Below are 14,772 nucleotides of genomic sequence, written 5' to 3' on the forward strand. Positions count from 1 at the left end.
ACGCGAGTAATTCGTGGAGGAAATTGTTGTGGAAATCCATGACGATTCCGCGGAAAGGGAATAGGAACGTCAAAACCTGTGCGTGGTGATAGCGATCGGCGTGACGTTCGTGATCTGATCGAGATGTCCCGAAGCTGGGATGTTTCACAGACTGTAAATGAGGATGACCGTATGAACTCCAGAATTTCCCGTCCGCTCGCCGTCGCCGCCATCGTATTGTCCGCCGGTGCGATCGGCGCCGGTACCGCTACAGCGGCGGCTCCGGCGCCCGTCTCGGGTTCGGTGGAAGTGTGTGTCCCTCTTCCGCTTCCGGTGCTCGAGGTCAGCCTTTGTCTGTGACCGGCTAACACGGATACATGCGGCGGTGGCGGCACCGGTCACGGGGTGAAGATGTGCGCGGCTCCGTTCGGAAGCCGCCACCGCCGCACCCGAGTAGACCCGCAGGCCTGCGGGCTTTCTTGTCGGAAAGCATCAATGATCCAGCGTTCTCTTACGCTTTGTCACAAGCGAAGCTTGGACGGCCGATTGTCGTTCACGGTAGTTTGGGGGCTTGCCCAGTGATCTGGGTGGGAAGGATTCATCATGGCTGGCGCAACTTCCATCGAACCGTTCCTGACAGTTTCGGGGCGGCCGGTATCGAACCCTCTGAAGGATGTGCGGACGATATCCCGCCAGATGGTGGTGCATTTCATCGAGAATGTCGTACCCTGTGGCACGCTGCCCGGCGAAGCGCTCGACGGAGACGTCACGACGGTGACTCGCGTCTGTCTGGAACTGACCAGGAGCATGCTCGACGGCCGCGATATCCCTGGGCGCGTGGAGCGGGTGCAGGCCGCCGCCGCCGACTGGGCGCGCGAGGGAATCCCGATCGACACCATCCACGACGCGGTGCACGAAGGCTTCAAACTCGGCTTCGATCTGGTCATTACCAATGTCACCAACCACGACTACGACACCGTCGTCGGGGTGGCTCGGCGGCTGATGGACGCCCAGAAGATGATCACCTCGGCGGTCTCGGTGGCCTACGTTCGTGAACTGCGATCGGTGGACAGCGAGCACCACACGGCGGTGCACACCCTGACCTCGGCATTGCTCGGCGGCCAGAACACCTCGACGATGGCGCGGGAGTGCGGCATCGAGGTCGCCGATCGCTATCACGTGATGGCACTCGAACTGCCGCCGCACGCAGAGGAATTCGATCCCACCCTCGATGCCAAGGTCGTCGCTCGACGCAAATTGCGCCGCGTGCAGGCAGAACTGGCGGATCGCTGTGACGGGAAGGTGCTGTCGTTGTTGAGCGTGGACGGCGGCACACTCCTGTTGCCCGCGCACGAATTCACCCAGGTGGAATTGGACGAGTTGATCGTGCACCTGTCCGCCGCGGCGCAGGTGCCGGTGCGTGCGGTGGCGACGCCGGCGACGCCGTCCGAAATCCCGCACGTCGCCGAGCAAGTCCATGAACTCGTCGAAATCGTGCATCGGTTCGGTGGTCCGAGCAAGGTATATCGCCCGCACGAGTTGGCCTTCGAATATCAACTGACCCGACCGGGGCCCGCACGCGATTATCTGAGCTCCATCGTGGATTCCCTCGAAGCCCATCCTGAACTATTACGCACGCTCGAGGTGTATATGTCCACGAATATGCAGCGTGCGCGGACCGCGCGCCTGATGTTCATTCACACGAACACCGTCGACTACCGATTGAAACGGATCGGCCAGATGACCGGGTTCGACCTCAATGACGTTTCCGGTGTGTGCCATCTGCGCGCCGCTCTGTTGATCCGGGCCCATCGTGGATCCGGATCAACAGAGCTCTATCGAAGCCCGAGCGAAACCAGTTCGCGCGCAGGCTGATCACATGGGATAGAGCGGGTGCTTGCGGGGGTTGAACTCCGGCTTTACCGGCGGCTTGTCGCGCAGCAGGCGCAGTGCGTGCCGGATCTCGAGGCGGGTGCGTGAGGGCTCGATCACCGCGTCGATGTAGCCGCGCTCGGCGGCGATCCACGGGGTGGCGATGGTCTCGTTGTACTGGTTGATCATGAAATCGCGCGCCGCGGCGCGGTGTTCCTCGGGGACAGCGGCCAATTGGCGTTTGGCGGCGAGGTCGACGGCACTTTCGGCGCCGATCACGGCGATCCGGGCGGTCGGCCAGGCGAAGCTGACGTCGGCGCCGACCTGACGGCACCCCATCATTCCGTAGGCGCCGCCATAGGACTTGCGCACCACCAGGCTGATGATCGGTACCGTCGCCTCGATGATCGCCCGCGGCATCCGGCCGCCCCGGATGATCACACCCGCGTCTTCCTGCTCGAGGCCGGGCAGCACGCCGGGGGTGTCGGTGACGAAGATCAGCGGGATGTTGAAGGCGTTGCACAGCCGGATGAAGTAGGTCCCCTTGTCGGAGCAGGCAGCGTCGACGGACCCGCCGAGGACCAGTGGCTGATTGGCGATCACGCCGACCGGATAGCCGTCGACCCTGGCGAACCCGGTGATCAGGTTCGGGGCGAAAGTCGCTCGGATCTCATGGAATTCACCATCGTCGAACAGGCGCAACAGGACGTCGTGCATGTCGTAGCCCGCACGATCGGAATCCGGGATGATCGTCTCGAGTTCCAGGTCGTAGGCGGTGATGTCGGGTTCGAGGCCGGGATTGACCCGCGGCGGCTGTTCGAGGCAGCTCGACGGCATGTAACTGAGGTAACTGCGGGCCCAGTCGAAGGCTTCCTGCTCGTTGTCCGCGACGTGATGCAGGGTGCCACGTCTGGCCTGCACCTCCGCGCCACCGAGCGCCTCGGCGCTGATGTCCTCACCGTTGACGGCCTTGATCACGTCAGGCCCGGTGACGAACATGTAGGTGTCCTTCGTGCCCACGAGCACGTCGGTATTGATCGGCCCGTAGACCGAGCCCGCCGCGCATTTGCCGAGCATGATCGACACCTGCGGCACATAGCCCGACAACTTCTCCAGAACCCGGGTCATGTCGCCGAACGAGGCGAGCGAACCGGCCGCATCCTGAACCCGCGCGCCCGGGGATTCGTTGATCGTCACCACCGGGCAGCCGTTGTCGAACGCGAGTTTCAGCGCCTGCATGAACTTACGCGCCGCCGTGATACCGACCGACCCGCCGTACACGGTCGGATCGTGAGCGATCACGACCACGGTCCGGCCATGGATCAACCCACGACCGGTCACCAGTCCGTCACCGTAGAGGGCATCAGGCTGTCCGGGCTGCCGGGCCAGTGCTCCGATTTCGAAGAATGTTCCAGGGTCGAGCAGCATGTTCATCCGCTCGCGAACGCTCGGAACGCCCTTCTTCGCTCGCTTGGCTACGGCGGCTTCACCTGCTGGTTCCGCGGCGATCGCCAGAATCTCAGCCAGCCCGTCGAGCTTCGCCTTGGTGCTTACCACGCTTACTGCCACCTTCCAACCAACTCAAGTGCTGTGCGCGACGGTAGTCGAATCACCGTGTGGCAGCACGAGAAGCAGAGGAGGCGGGAGAGATCACAAAGTCTCGCCCAGCTATCTCGTCGCATTCTCTACAGCGCGTTCAGCGGTCCTTCGGTACGGTCGCGGTGACCGGCCAGATCGGCAGACGCAGTGCGGCGGTCGCGGTGGCGGGAACGACGGGGGCGTTCGGCGCCACCGTGGCGATCCGCTCGTAGGGATCGCCCATCGCCGGGCGCGGATCCGATTCGCCCTTGTTGGGCCACAGCGCGGCGGCGCGTTCGGCTTGGGCCGCGATCGTCAGTGACGGATTGACACCGAGGTTGGCCGAGATCGCCGAGCCGTCGACGACGCTGAGACCGGGGTAGCCGTAGACCCGGTGGTAAGGGTCGATGACGCCGTTGCCCGCATCGGTGCCGATGACGCAGCCGCCGATGAAATGCGCTGTCATCGGGACGTTGAACACATCCGGCCACGTGCTGCCGGGAGTGGCGCCGAGTTTCGCGGCGACGTGCCGTGTCGCCTCGTGACCGGGCGGGATCCAGGACGGATTGGGTTCGCCGAACCCCTGTTTGCTGGTGAACCGGCGACCGAACACCCCGCGTGTGGTGTAGGTGGTGATCGAGTTGTCGAGGCTCTGCATCACGAGCAGGACCAGCGTGCGCTCGCTCCACCGATTGGTGCGCAGCAGTCGCACGGTCTGTACCGGGTGGCGCCCGGCGATCAGCAGGACTCGCGACCAGCGCGGCAGTCGGTGATCGCCGTCGACGAGATAGGTGTTGAGCAATCCCATGGCATTGGAACCCTTGCCGTAGCGCACGGGCTCGACATGGGTGTTCGGCGTGGGATGGAACGAGGACGTGATCGCCACGCCCTTGGTGATGTCTACGGCCGGGTCGACCTCGGTGCGTCCGGCGCCGAGGATCGCTTCGGAATTGGTCCGCGTGAGCACGCCCAGCCGCGGCGAGATCTCGGGGAGTATCGCGGCGTCTCGCATGCGGAACAGCAGGTGCTGGGTGCCCCAGGTGCCCGCGGCCAGCACGACGCGTCGCGCCGACAGCGTGGCGCGGTTCTTGCGCACCCAGCGTCCGGTGCGTTCGGTGTCGACCAGCCAGCTGCCGTCGGACTGCGGCCGGATCGCGGTCACGGTGGTCATCGGCGAGACCACGGCCCCGGCTTTCTCCGCCAACCCGAGATAGTTCTTGACCAGGGTGTTCTTGGCGCCGTGACGGCAGCCGGTCATGCATTCGCCGCACTCGATACATCCGGTGCGCTCGGGTCCAGCACCGCCGAAGTAGGGGTCGGCGACGGTCTCGCCCGGAGTGCCGAAATAGACGCCGACCGGGGTCGGCACGAAGGTGTCACCGACTCCCATCTCCTTCGCCACCGACTCGATGATCGTGTCGGCCGGTGTCATGTGCGGATTGCGCACGACGCCGAGCATGCGGCGCGCCTGGTCGTAATGAGGACTGAGCTCGGCGTCCCAGTCGGTGATGCCCGCCCACTGCCGGTCGCCGAAGAACGATTCGCCGGGTTTGTAGAGGGTGTTGGCGTAGTTGAGCGAACCACCGCCGACCCCGGCGCCGGCCAGGATGAAGCAGTCGCGCAGGCGGTGGATGCGCTGAATCCCGTAGCAGCCGAAGCGTGGGGCCCACAGGTATCGGCGCAGATCCCAGTTGGTCGCCGCGAAGTCCGCGTCCGCGAACCGGCGACCGGCCTCGAGGACGCCGACGGTGTACCCCTTTTCCACCAGGCGCAGGGCGGTGACGCTGCCGCCGAACCCCGACCCGACGATCAGGACGTCGTAGTCGTAGGAAGGGCCGGCGCTATCGGAGGAGGCTTCTGACACGGACCCGACGGTAGAAGCCCGCGTGCCGAAGTGACCGATTCGACGCGCCCACTGGCAGAACTCACGATCTCGGGCGCGCGCATATGGCACGGATTACAGTGGATGAATTCGTTGTGGATTCGCCATCGCCGTCGCGCTTCGTGACCGCTGTGCGCTCATCGAGAACGAGTTCGTTCGCGACACGGGTGTGGTGGCCGTGCTGTTCGCTGATCTCCCGGGGGTTCTTCATGTCTTCGCTTCCACCCGAGCCGCTTCCCGCCCCGCCGCCGAGGCCGAGACGGAGGGCCACGTTGGCCGTGCAGGCCGGAGCTGCGGTGGTCCTGCTCGCCGCTGCCGTCCTCGCCCTGCGACCACCCGCTGCGAATGTCGCCGACACGGTGTCGAATACGACGCTCACGGTCGACGAGAGCGCGAAGGTCGACCTCGCCAGGCCCTTCGTCGATACCCCCGCGGACAGCTGGGCCGAGGGGGAGACCGGAATCGTGCCGCCGGCCGCGGTGGCCATCGGTCGTTACTCCGCCGACCAGGTGGCGACCGTGATGGGCGCCGTGCGCCGACTCATCGCGACGTCGCGGCTGAATCGGTATGTGATCGAGACCCACGACGCGGAGCCGGTGCTGGCACTGCTCGCGCCGCACCAGGCCGAGGAGATGCGGACACAGCGGGCGAACAACGAAGCGGGTAACTGGCGGCTCTCGGTCCGGATCGCGCGAGGATACGAGCTGTTGCCGGTGACGCCGCGGGCAACCGGCACGATGGCGGTTCTGGTCAACGCCAAGGGTGAGTTGGTGATCCGGACGAATTACCTGGTCGCGTACGCGTTCGACGCGCCGGACCCGAGCTCCCTGGACGGCCCGCTCGACATAGTCGCCGTCGATCGGTGGGAAGCCGACTACATCTGGGTCGACGACGAACGATACGACGCCGGATCGCAGGGCATCTACTACGGCGATTTCCGCGGCTTCCAGTATTCGGTCAACTGCGCGCTGCCCAGCGGGATCATCGCGCCCGCCTACAGCGATCCGACGACAGTCCGGCCGCACGGCCCGAACGCGCCGCCCGAGAGCTACTTCGATCCGAACGCGCCGATGCAGACCGTAGGCGGCTGTTGATCGATCGGTGGGGGAGAGGGATGTCACCTCGAATATGTTGTAGGTCAACATGATTGATAGGATTTCGAAGTGAGTGGATGGTCCGGGACCGCAGACCTTGGCCGTCCACTCGCTTGGGGAATGGGATTGTTCAACTGTGCGGCATCACAATGCCCGCCAGCCGTCATCTCGGCGCCTTCGCCCGCTCGCGTTCGTCGAGTTGTATGGTGCTCGGCGGCCACCCGTGTTATGGCTACGTGCCGGTAACCCCCGCACGGTGTTTCCTTATGAGACACGGGGGTGCAGACTGCGCACGGACCGGGAGTTGCAAACCTCACCCGCAGGACGATGTCCTGGGTAAATGGAAGGAGTCGGCGAGTGTTCAGCCGTATCGCCATCGTGAATCGGGGCGAGGCCGCAATGCGCCTCATCCATGCCGTCCGTGATCTGGCGGCGGCAACCGGGCTACCTATCGAAACCGTAGCCCTGCACACCGACGTCGACCGGAACGCGACCTTCGTCCGGGAAGCCGATATCGCCTATGACCTCGGTCCGGCGTCGGCACGCCCGTATCTGGACCTCAAGGCACTCGAGAACGCGCTGGTCGCCACCAAGGCCGACGCGGCCTGGGTGGGCTGGGGCTTCGTCGCCGAGGATCCCGCCTTCGCGGAGCTGTGCGACCACATCGGCGTCACCTTCGTCGGGCCGAGTGCCGACGCGATGCGCAAGCTCGGTGACAAGATCGGCGCCAAGCTGATCGCCGAGGAAGTCGGTGTGCCCGTCGCGCCGTGGAGCCGGGGCGCGGTCGACACCGTCGAGGACGCCATCGAAGCGGCCACCGAGATCGGGTACCCGCTGATGCTGAAGGCCACCGCCGGTGGTGGCGGTCGCGGCATCCGCGTGATCACCAACGAGGCCGAGCTCGTCGACGCCTACGAGCGCACCAAGCAGGAAGCCGCCCGCGCCTTCGGCAGCGGTGTCGTCTTCCTGGAGCGCCTGGTCACGGGCGCCCGCCACGTCGAGGTCCAGGTGATCGCCGACGGTCAGGGCACCGCGTGGGCGCTGGGCGTGCGCGACTGCTCGGTGCAGCGGCGCAACCAGAAGGTGATCGAGGAATCCTCCTCGCCCGTGCTGAGTGCCGAGCAGACCGCCGAACTCAAGGCCTCGGCCGAGCGCCTGGCGATCGCGGTCGGGTACTGCGGCGCGGCGACCGTCGAATTCCTGTACCACCCCGGCGACAAGCTGTTCGCGTTCCTCGAGGTCAATACCCGCCTGCAGGTCGAGCACCCGATCACCGAGCTCACCACCGGTTTCGACCTGGTGCACGCGCAGTTGCGGGTGGCCTCGGGCATCAAGCTCGAGGGTGAGCCGCCGGTCGAGCGCGGCCACGCCATCGAAGCCCGTCTCAATGCCGAAGACCCCGACCGCGACTTCGCGCCCGCTCCCGGTCGCATCGTGCGCCTCGATCTTCCTGCGGGCCCGGGCATTCGCGTCGACACCGGCGTCAGCCAGGGCGACACGATCCCCGCCGACTTCGACTCGATGATCGCCAAGATCATCGCCTACGGCCGCGACCGCGACGAAGCCCTCGGCCGACTGCGCCGGGCCATGGCCCAGACCCGCGTCGTCATCGCGGGCGGCGCGACGAACAAGAGCTTCGTGCTCGACCTGCTCGATCAGCCCGAGGTCATCGACGCCAGCGCCGACACCGGCTGGATCGACCGGGTGCGCGGCGAAGGCCGCCTGGTGACCCACCGTCACTCCACCGTCGCGCTGGCCGTGGCCGCGATCGACGCCTACGAGGAAGACGAGCGGGTCGAGCGGCATCGACTGCTGTCGACCGCGTCCGGCGGGCGTCCGCAGGTGCAGCACGAGAGCGGCCGACCCCTGGATCTGAAGCTGCGTGGCGCGGGATATCGCGTGCGCGTGGCCCGGATCGGCGCGCACCGCTTCCGCGTCGGCATCGAGGCCGGTGGCGACTTGCGCACGGCCGATGTCGATCTCGAGCGTTTCGATCACCACACCGGCCAGATCGTCGTCAACGGCACCCGTTACCGCCTGATCACCGGCACCCACGGGCCTACCCACGTGGTGGATGTCGACGGCGTGACGCACCGGATCAGCCGCGACGAAGGCGGTGTCGTCCGCTCGCCCGCTCCCGCGCTGGTCGTGGGCACCCCGCTCGAGGTCGGCGCCGAGGTCGAGGCCGGGGCGCCCGTGCTCGTGCTGGAGAGCATGAAGATGGAAACGGTGCTGCGCGCACCGTTCCGGGCCCGGTTGAAGGAATGCGCGGTCTCCGTCGGCACCCAGGTCGAGGCGGGCGCGCCGCTGCTGCGGCTCGAGCCGCTCGCCGACGACGACGAAGCCGCCGAAGCCGAGACCACCGGCACCGTCGAACTCGACTTGCCCAGCGCGGCAACACCGTTGCGCGCACACGAGCGCGTAGCCCGCGGCCTGCAGGACCTGAGCAGCCTGCTGCTCGGCTTCGACGTGGACCCGCACGACGACCGTCGCGTCCTCGACGACTACCTCACGGCCCGTCGCGAAGCCGTCGCCGACAGCCTGCGTCCGCTCGCCGAAGAGCTCGAACTGGTGCAGATGTTCGCCGACCTCGCCGAACTGAGCCACAATCGGTCGGCCGACGACGATCACGGCCACGGGCACGTGCACAGCGCCCGCGAGTACTTCCACACCTACCTGCAGAGCCTCGACGTCGAACGGGCCGGACTCCCCGAGTCGTACCAGGCCAAACTCGGTACGGCGCTGCGCCATTACGGGATCACCGAGCTGGACCGGACCCCCGACCTCGAAGCGGCGGTCTTCCGGATCTTCCTCGCTCAGCAGCGTCCCACCGACACCGTCACCGTCGTCGCCGCGCTGCTGCGCGAATGGCTGACCGAGCCGATGCCCGACCAGGTGCTGCGCGAACCCGTCGGCCTGGCGCTCGAGCGTCTCGTCGCGGCGACGCAGGTGCGTTTCCCGGTGATCGCCGATCTCGCCCGCGGTCTGGTCTACGCCTGGTACGGCCAGCCACTGCTGCGCCGCAACCGTGCTCGCGTGTACACCAATGTCCGTAAGCACCTGAGCTACCTGGACGCGAACCCGCAGGCCGATGATCGCGACGCCAGGATCGCCGAGATGGTGCGCAGCACCGAACCGCTGGTGCGGTTGCTCGGCCAGCGGCTCGAGCGCGACAAGCCCGACCACACCTCCATGCTCGAGGTGCTGACGCGGCGCTACTACGGCAACAAGGGTCTCACCGGCGTCCGGACCGAACAGGTCGGCGACACCACCTTCGTCGTCGCCGAACGCTACGGTTCGACGTTGGTCTCGACCGCCGTGAGTTTCGACAAGCTCGACTCGGCACTGGACGGGCTCGCCGAATTGGCAACCGGCACTGTCTCCATCGACGCCGACATCTACCTCAGCTGGGAATCGCAGCCCGAGGACTTCGACGCGATGGCCGCGGCCCTGCAGGAGGTGCTCGGCGCGCACCCGGTGCCCAACCAGGTGCACCGGATCACCGCCACCGTCGCCGGCAGCGGCGGCTCGGTCATGCACCACCACTTCACCTTCCGTCCGTCGGTGACCGGAATGGCCGAGGAGCGGCTGATCCGCGGGCTGCACCCCTACATCGCGCAGCGGATGCAGCTGGAGCGGCTGCGCAAGTTCGACCTCACCCGGTTGCCGTCTTCGGACGAAGAGGTCTACCTGTTCCGCGGCGTGGCCAAGGAGAACCCCTCCGACGAGCGCCTCATCGCCTTCGCCCAGGTCCGTGACCTCGCGGCGTTGCGCGATCACGACGGCCGATTGGTGGCCCTGCCCACCGCCGAGAGCGCCATCGCGACCTGCGTCGACTCGATCCGTCGGGCCCAGTCGCGGTTCCCCTCGGCCAAGCGGCTCAACACCAACCGCATCGTGATGTACATCTGGCCGCACATGGATGTCACCCGCGCGGAGCTCGAGACCATCGGCGGCCACGTGCTGCCGACGGCCGCGGGCGCCGGGCTCGAGGAGATCCTGCTCATCGCCCGCCAGCGCGATCCCGAGACCGGTGAGCTGACCAAGGTCGGTGTGCGCATCTCGTTCCGCCCCAACGGCGAATCCGAGGTGACGGTCGGTGAACGGACCGACGAACCGGTCGAGCCGCTGGACGAATACCGGCAGAAGGTCCTGCGCGCCGCGGCTCGCAACACCGTGTACCCGTACGAATTGACCTCGCTGCTCGGCGATTTCGCCGAGTACGATCTCGATGCCGACCATGCGCTGGTGCCGGTCGATCGGCCGAAGGGCCACAACACCGCGGCGATCGTCGCCGGTGTGGTGACCACGCCGACCGTGCAGCATCCGCAGGGTGTCACCCGCGTGCTGCTGCTCGGTGACCCGACCAAATCCCTCGGGGCACTGTCGGAACCGGAATGCCGTCGCGTGATCGCCGCGCTGGATCTGGCCGAGAGCCTGCAGGTTCCGCTCGAGTGGTACGCGCTGTCCTCGGGCGCGCGCATCTCGATGGCCTCGGGTACCGAGAACATGGACTGGGTCGCGGCCGCGCTCAAGCGGATCGTCGAATTCACCCAGGACGGTCGCGAGATCAATATCGTGGTCGCGGGCATCAACGTCGGCGCGCAGCCGTACTGGAACGCCGAGGCCACCATGCTCATGCACACCAAGGGTGTGCTGGTCATGACCCCCGACTCGGCCATGGTGCTGACCGGCAAGCAGTCGCTCGACTTCTCCGGCGGCGTCTCGGCCGAGGACAACTTCGGCATCGGCGGCTACGACCGTGTGATGGGCCCGAACGGGCAGGCGCAGTACTGGGCGCCGAACCTGTCCGCCGCCCGTGATGTCCTGATGGCGCACTACGACCACACCTACGTCGCCCCCGGTGAGCTGGCACCGCGTCGTGCGGCGACCGGCGATCCCGTCGACCGCGATATCTCGGGCTTCCCGCATGTGTTGGCGGACAGCACCTTCGCCACCGTCGGCGAGATCTTCTCCGCCACCGCCAACCCGGATCGCAAGAAGCCCTTCGACATTCGCACGGTGATGCGGGCGCTGGCCGACCAGGACCACCCGGTCCTGGAACGCTGGGCCGGGATGGCCGACGCCGAGACCGCGGTGGTGCACGACGCGCACCTCGGCGGAATCCCGGTGTGCCTGTTGGGCATCGAGTCACGCAATGTGGCCCGGCGCGGCTTCCCGTCCACCGACGGGCCCGACACGTACACCGCGGGCACGCTGTTCCCGCGTTCGTCGAAGAAGGCCGCACGGGCCATCAACGCCGCCAGCGGCAACCGCCCGCTGGTGGTGCTGGCCAACCTGTCCGGCTTCGACGGCTCGCCCGAATCGATGCGCAAGCTGCAACTCGAGTACGGCGCCGAAATCGGCCGCGCCATCGTGAATTTCGAAGGCCCCATCGTGTTCTGCGTGATCTCGCGCTACCACGGCGGCGCGTTCGTGGTGTTCTCGAAGGCACTGAACCCGAACATGACGGTGCTCGCGCTGGAAGGTTCGTTCGCCTCGGTGCTCGGCGGCGCCCCGGCCGCGGCAGTGGTGTTCGCCGGTGAGGTGAAGGCAAGGACCGCGGCCGATCCGCGCGTGCGGGAGCTGGAATCCCGGGTCGCGAACGCCGTCGGCACCGATCGAGCGGAGCTGAGCGCCGAACTCGACGAGACGCGGTCCTCGGTGCGCGCGGAGAAGCTGGGCGATGTGGCCGCGGAGTTCGACCGCGTCCACAACATCCAGCGCGCGGTCGAGGTCGGCTCGGTGGACGCCATCGTCAGCGTCGCGGATCTGCGGCCGCGGATCATCACCGCTATCGAGGCTCGACTGCCCGCGTAGTAGCGGCCGACCGGGCTCGGAATTCGACCGAGCCCGGTCAGCCTGCGCCGTACAGGCGCGATACCGACGATCGGAACTGAGCGTCCACAGTCGCCACGGTCGTCGGAACAAGCCGAATCTCGTGAGCTCGGTCGCATCGTGGTGACCGCTGTCAGGAATCGGTCGAGAGCCGTAGTGGCGAGGTGGTCCGGACCACAGTGAACGCCCAGCTACCCTGGTCACTTCGCATCATTCGACTAGGAGCGTTTCTGATGGCCTTGGCTCGACACTGCGACCGGGATGGTTGCGACAGCTGGCAGCGCATCGATCACGACGTCAACAACCGGTGGATCACCGTCGACCTCGGTGCGGGCGACGTGCGGCACTTCGACACCCGTGATTGCCTGCTGCACTGGGCGGCGGCCACCAGCGTCCCCACCGAGGTCTATCCGGCTGTGTGATTTTCACAGGTTCGCAACCTATGGTCGGGTCCGCCCTCAGAACGCCTACCTGCACAGGAAGGAAGACTGGCGAGACATGCCGAGCATCACAACATGCCGAGACGCGCTGGAATTGGCGGTGCGTGCTCCCTCGGTGCACAACACCCAACCCTGGCGGTGGCGAATCCAGCGGGGTCGGGTCGATCTGTTCGCCGACTTCGGGCGACAGGTCACCGCGACCGACCCACTGGCGCGCGCTCTCGTGGTGAGTTGCGGCGCCGCGTTGCATCATCTCGAAGTGGCGTTCGCCATGCTGGGATGGCAGGCCGACACCGACCGGATGCCCGATCCTGATCGTCCCGACCATCTCGCGACGATGAAGTTCACACCGCGCCCGCCGTCGGATCATGACATCCGGCTCGCCGCCGCCATCCACCTGCGCCAATCCGATCGGCGCCGCTACCCCGGTCTGCCGGTGGCAGCACACGACCTGCGTGCGGTCTCGCGATGTGCCTCCCGGTTCGGAGCCGCGGCCAGGCATGTCCCCGACCGCATGCTCTCGGAGCTGGCCGCCCCCATGCGCCGAGCCGCCGCCCGACACGCGACGGACACGAACTATCTCGCCGAACTCGAGCAGTGGAGCGGCTGCCATGGTGAGACCACCGGCGTGCCTGCGCGCAACGCGCCCGCCGCCAGGGCATCGGACGAACTGCCGGTGCGGGTCTTCGCCGAAGCCGAGCTGTCGGAGTACACCGACGAACCCGACTCCGCGCATTGGCTGGTCGTGTGCACCCCGCACGACAACCGACTCTCCCAGCTGGGCGCAGGTCAGGCGACGAGCGCGATATTGCTCCAGGCCACCTACCTCGGCCTGGCTACCAGCCTGCAATCCGAACCGCTGGGAATGCTCGACCTGCGTGAACAGATCCGCACCACAGTCCTGCAGGAATGTGCCTATCCCCACGTCATGATCCGGGTCGGCGTCATGCCGCACACCGCGGCCCCGCTGGAATCCACCCCGCGCCGCCCGGTCGCCGAGGTCATCGAGACGAACTGAACATCGGATCGACCGGTCACGGTCCGGGGTGCCGGCTGATTGCTTTGCCCGTTTGCGGGCATGTCCACGACAGGGCGGTCTCGTCCTCGAAAGGAGCATGCGCATGAACCAGACGGAGAAGCAGTTCCCCGATGACGCTCGGACCACTCGCTCACACGCGGGGGAGTCGATCAGGGACGCGAGGAACTGGCCCGGATTGATTCTTGCCGCGATCGGATTGGTGCTGCTCGGTCTCACGCTCACCGCCGCCGGGTACGGCTTCGCGGGTTGGGCCGTGATCGCGGGCGTGGCCTGTGCGGTGTGTCTGTTGCTGGGAATCGGGCTCGTGGTCGCCGAACATCGGCGGGTGAAGGCGCAAGAGGGTCTCGCCCTGGGTGAACCGCGGGGTCACTGACGTGGTGGTCATCCGCGCCCCGCGTGTCTACCGCCCGCAGGCCGATACCTGGATGCTGGCCCGTGCGCTGAACGAGGTGCCGTCGCTGCGCGGCGGCCGGGTGCTCGACGTGTGCGCTGGTACCGGCGCGTTGACGGTGGCGGCCGCGGCGGCGGGTGCGGGCAGTCTGACCGCGGTCGACCTGTCCCGGTCGGCGCTGATGTCGACGTGGATGAACTGCCGGTTGCGTGGGGTGGCGGTGGAGTTGCTGCACGGCGATTTCGCGTCCGCGCTGCGGCTGCCGCGCTTCGACGTGGTGGTCGCGAACCCGCCCTATGTTCCCGCCGCACGGGCGGGCGGTCGCGGTGCGGCCCTGGCGTGGGACGCGGGCCCGGACGGCAGGAGCGTGCTCGACCGGCTGTGCGCGATGCTGCCGGACCTGCTCACCGAACGCGGCGTCGGGTTGATCGTGCATTCGGTCATCAGCGATCCTGGGCGCAGCTTGGACCAGCTCCGCGAGCTGGGTGCGAACGCGGAGGTCGTGGCGACGGGAACGGTGCCGTTCGGACCGGTCATGCGCTCGCGTGCCGAATGGCTGGCCGCGAAGGGCTTCATCACTCATGGCCAGCGCGATGAAGAACTGGTGGTGATCCGTGTCGACCGAACCTCGTCCCCTGTTGTCTCCGACCCCGCGTGAA

At 67.0% G+C, this 14,772-nt stretch carries 9 protein-coding genes; 7 read left to right on the forward strand and 2 right to left on the reverse strand.

Going from position 1 to position 14,772, the window contains the following annotated elements; translation table 11 throughout:
- Positions 1 to 582 precede the first annotated feature (582 nt).
- Entirely contained in the window at positions 583 to 1,854 is a 1,272-nt protein-coding gene (locus OHS03_RS05920) for a PucR family transcriptional regulator (protein WP_328661396.1), read from the forward strand.
- On the opposite strand, the gene OHS03_RS05925 is transcribed toward OHS03_RS05920, so the two are convergent.
- A complete protein-coding gene (locus tag OHS03_RS05925) occupies positions 1,855 to 3,408 on the reverse strand; it encodes an acyl-CoA carboxylase subunit beta (protein ID WP_328661398.1) in 1,554 nt (517 codons plus the stop codon). It abuts the gene before it with no gap.
- 139 nt (positions 3,409 to 3,547) lie between these two features.
- Positions 3,548 to 5,293 carry a GMC oxidoreductase gene (locus OHS03_RS05930; RefSeq protein ID WP_328661400.1) on the reverse strand — a complete coding sequence of 582 codons (1,746 nt, stop codon included), beginning with the start codon at positions 5,291 to 5,293 and terminating at the stop codon, positions 3,548 to 3,550.
- Positions 5,294 to 5,583: 290 nt separating this feature from the next.
- Here OHS03_RS05930 and OHS03_RS05935 point away from each other — a divergent pair, with 290 nt between their 5' ends.
- The 6 genes from OHS03_RS05935 to OHS03_RS05960 all read left to right on the forward strand — a co-directional run bounded on the left by OHS03_RS05935 (position 5,584) and on the right by OHS03_RS05960 (position 14,771).
- Complete coding sequence (locus OHS03_RS05935; RefSeq protein WP_328661402.1) at positions 5,584 to 6,405, forward strand: hypothetical protein; 822 nt, start codon at positions 5,584 to 5,586, stop codon at positions 6,403 to 6,405.
- 357 nt (positions 6,406 to 6,762) lie between these two features.
- Positions 6,763 to 12,225: an ATP-binding protein gene (locus OHS03_RS05940; protein ID WP_056823021.1), complete on the forward strand. Its 5,463-nt coding sequence runs from the start codon at positions 6,763 to 6,765 to the stop codon at positions 12,223 to 12,225.
- 251 nt (positions 12,226 to 12,476) lie between these two features.
- Positions 12,477 to 12,665, forward strand: coding sequence for a hypothetical protein (locus tag OHS03_RS05945; RefSeq protein ID WP_056823023.1), 189 nt, complete (start codon positions 12,477 to 12,479; stop codon positions 12,663 to 12,665).
- Between the two features lie 76 nt (positions 12,666 to 12,741).
- On the forward strand, positions 12,742 to 13,701 hold the full coding sequence (locus tag OHS03_RS05950; RefSeq protein ID WP_328661404.1) for an Acg family FMN-binding oxidoreductase: 960 nt from the start codon (positions 12,742 to 12,744) through the stop codon (positions 13,699 to 13,701).
- A 103-nt stretch (positions 13,702 to 13,804) separates the two neighbouring features.
- A complete protein-coding gene (locus tag OHS03_RS05955; protein WP_056823027.1) occupies positions 13,805 to 14,095 on the forward strand; it encodes a hypothetical protein in 291 nt (96 codons plus the stop codon).
- Positions 14,076 to 14,771, forward strand: coding sequence for a HemK2/MTQ2 family protein methyltransferase (locus OHS03_RS05960; RefSeq protein ID WP_328661406.1), 696 nt, complete (start codon positions 14,076 to 14,078; stop codon positions 14,769 to 14,771). Before OHS03_RS05955 ends, OHS03_RS05960 begins: the two co-directional genes overlap by 20 nt.
- Position 14,772: the final 1 nt, after the last annotated feature.

The sequence above is a fragment of the Nocardia salmonicida genome, from assembly GCF_036142455.1.
Taxonomy (GTDB): Bacteria; Actinomycetota; Actinomycetes; order Mycobacteriales; family Mycobacteriaceae; genus Nocardia; species Nocardia salmonicida.

What these genes read in the sequence shown, in the direction of transcription:
- OHS03_RS05920 (WP_328661396.1), top strand. Translation starts at nt 583, where the DNA reads ATGGCTGGCGCAACTTCCATCGAACCGTTCCTGACAGTTTCGGGGCGG.
- OHS03_RS05955 (WP_056823027.1), top strand. Translation starts at nt 13,805, where the DNA reads ATGAACCAGACGGAGAAGCAGTTCCCCGATGACGCTCGGACCACTCGC.
- OHS03_RS05945 (WP_056823023.1), top strand. Translation starts at nt 12,477, where the DNA reads ATGGCCTTGGCTCGACACTGCGACCGGGATGGTTGCGACAGCTGGCAG.
- OHS03_RS05950 (WP_328661404.1), top strand. Translation starts at nt 12,742, where the DNA reads ATGCCGAGCATCACAACATGCCGAGACGCGCTGGAATTGGCGGTGCGT.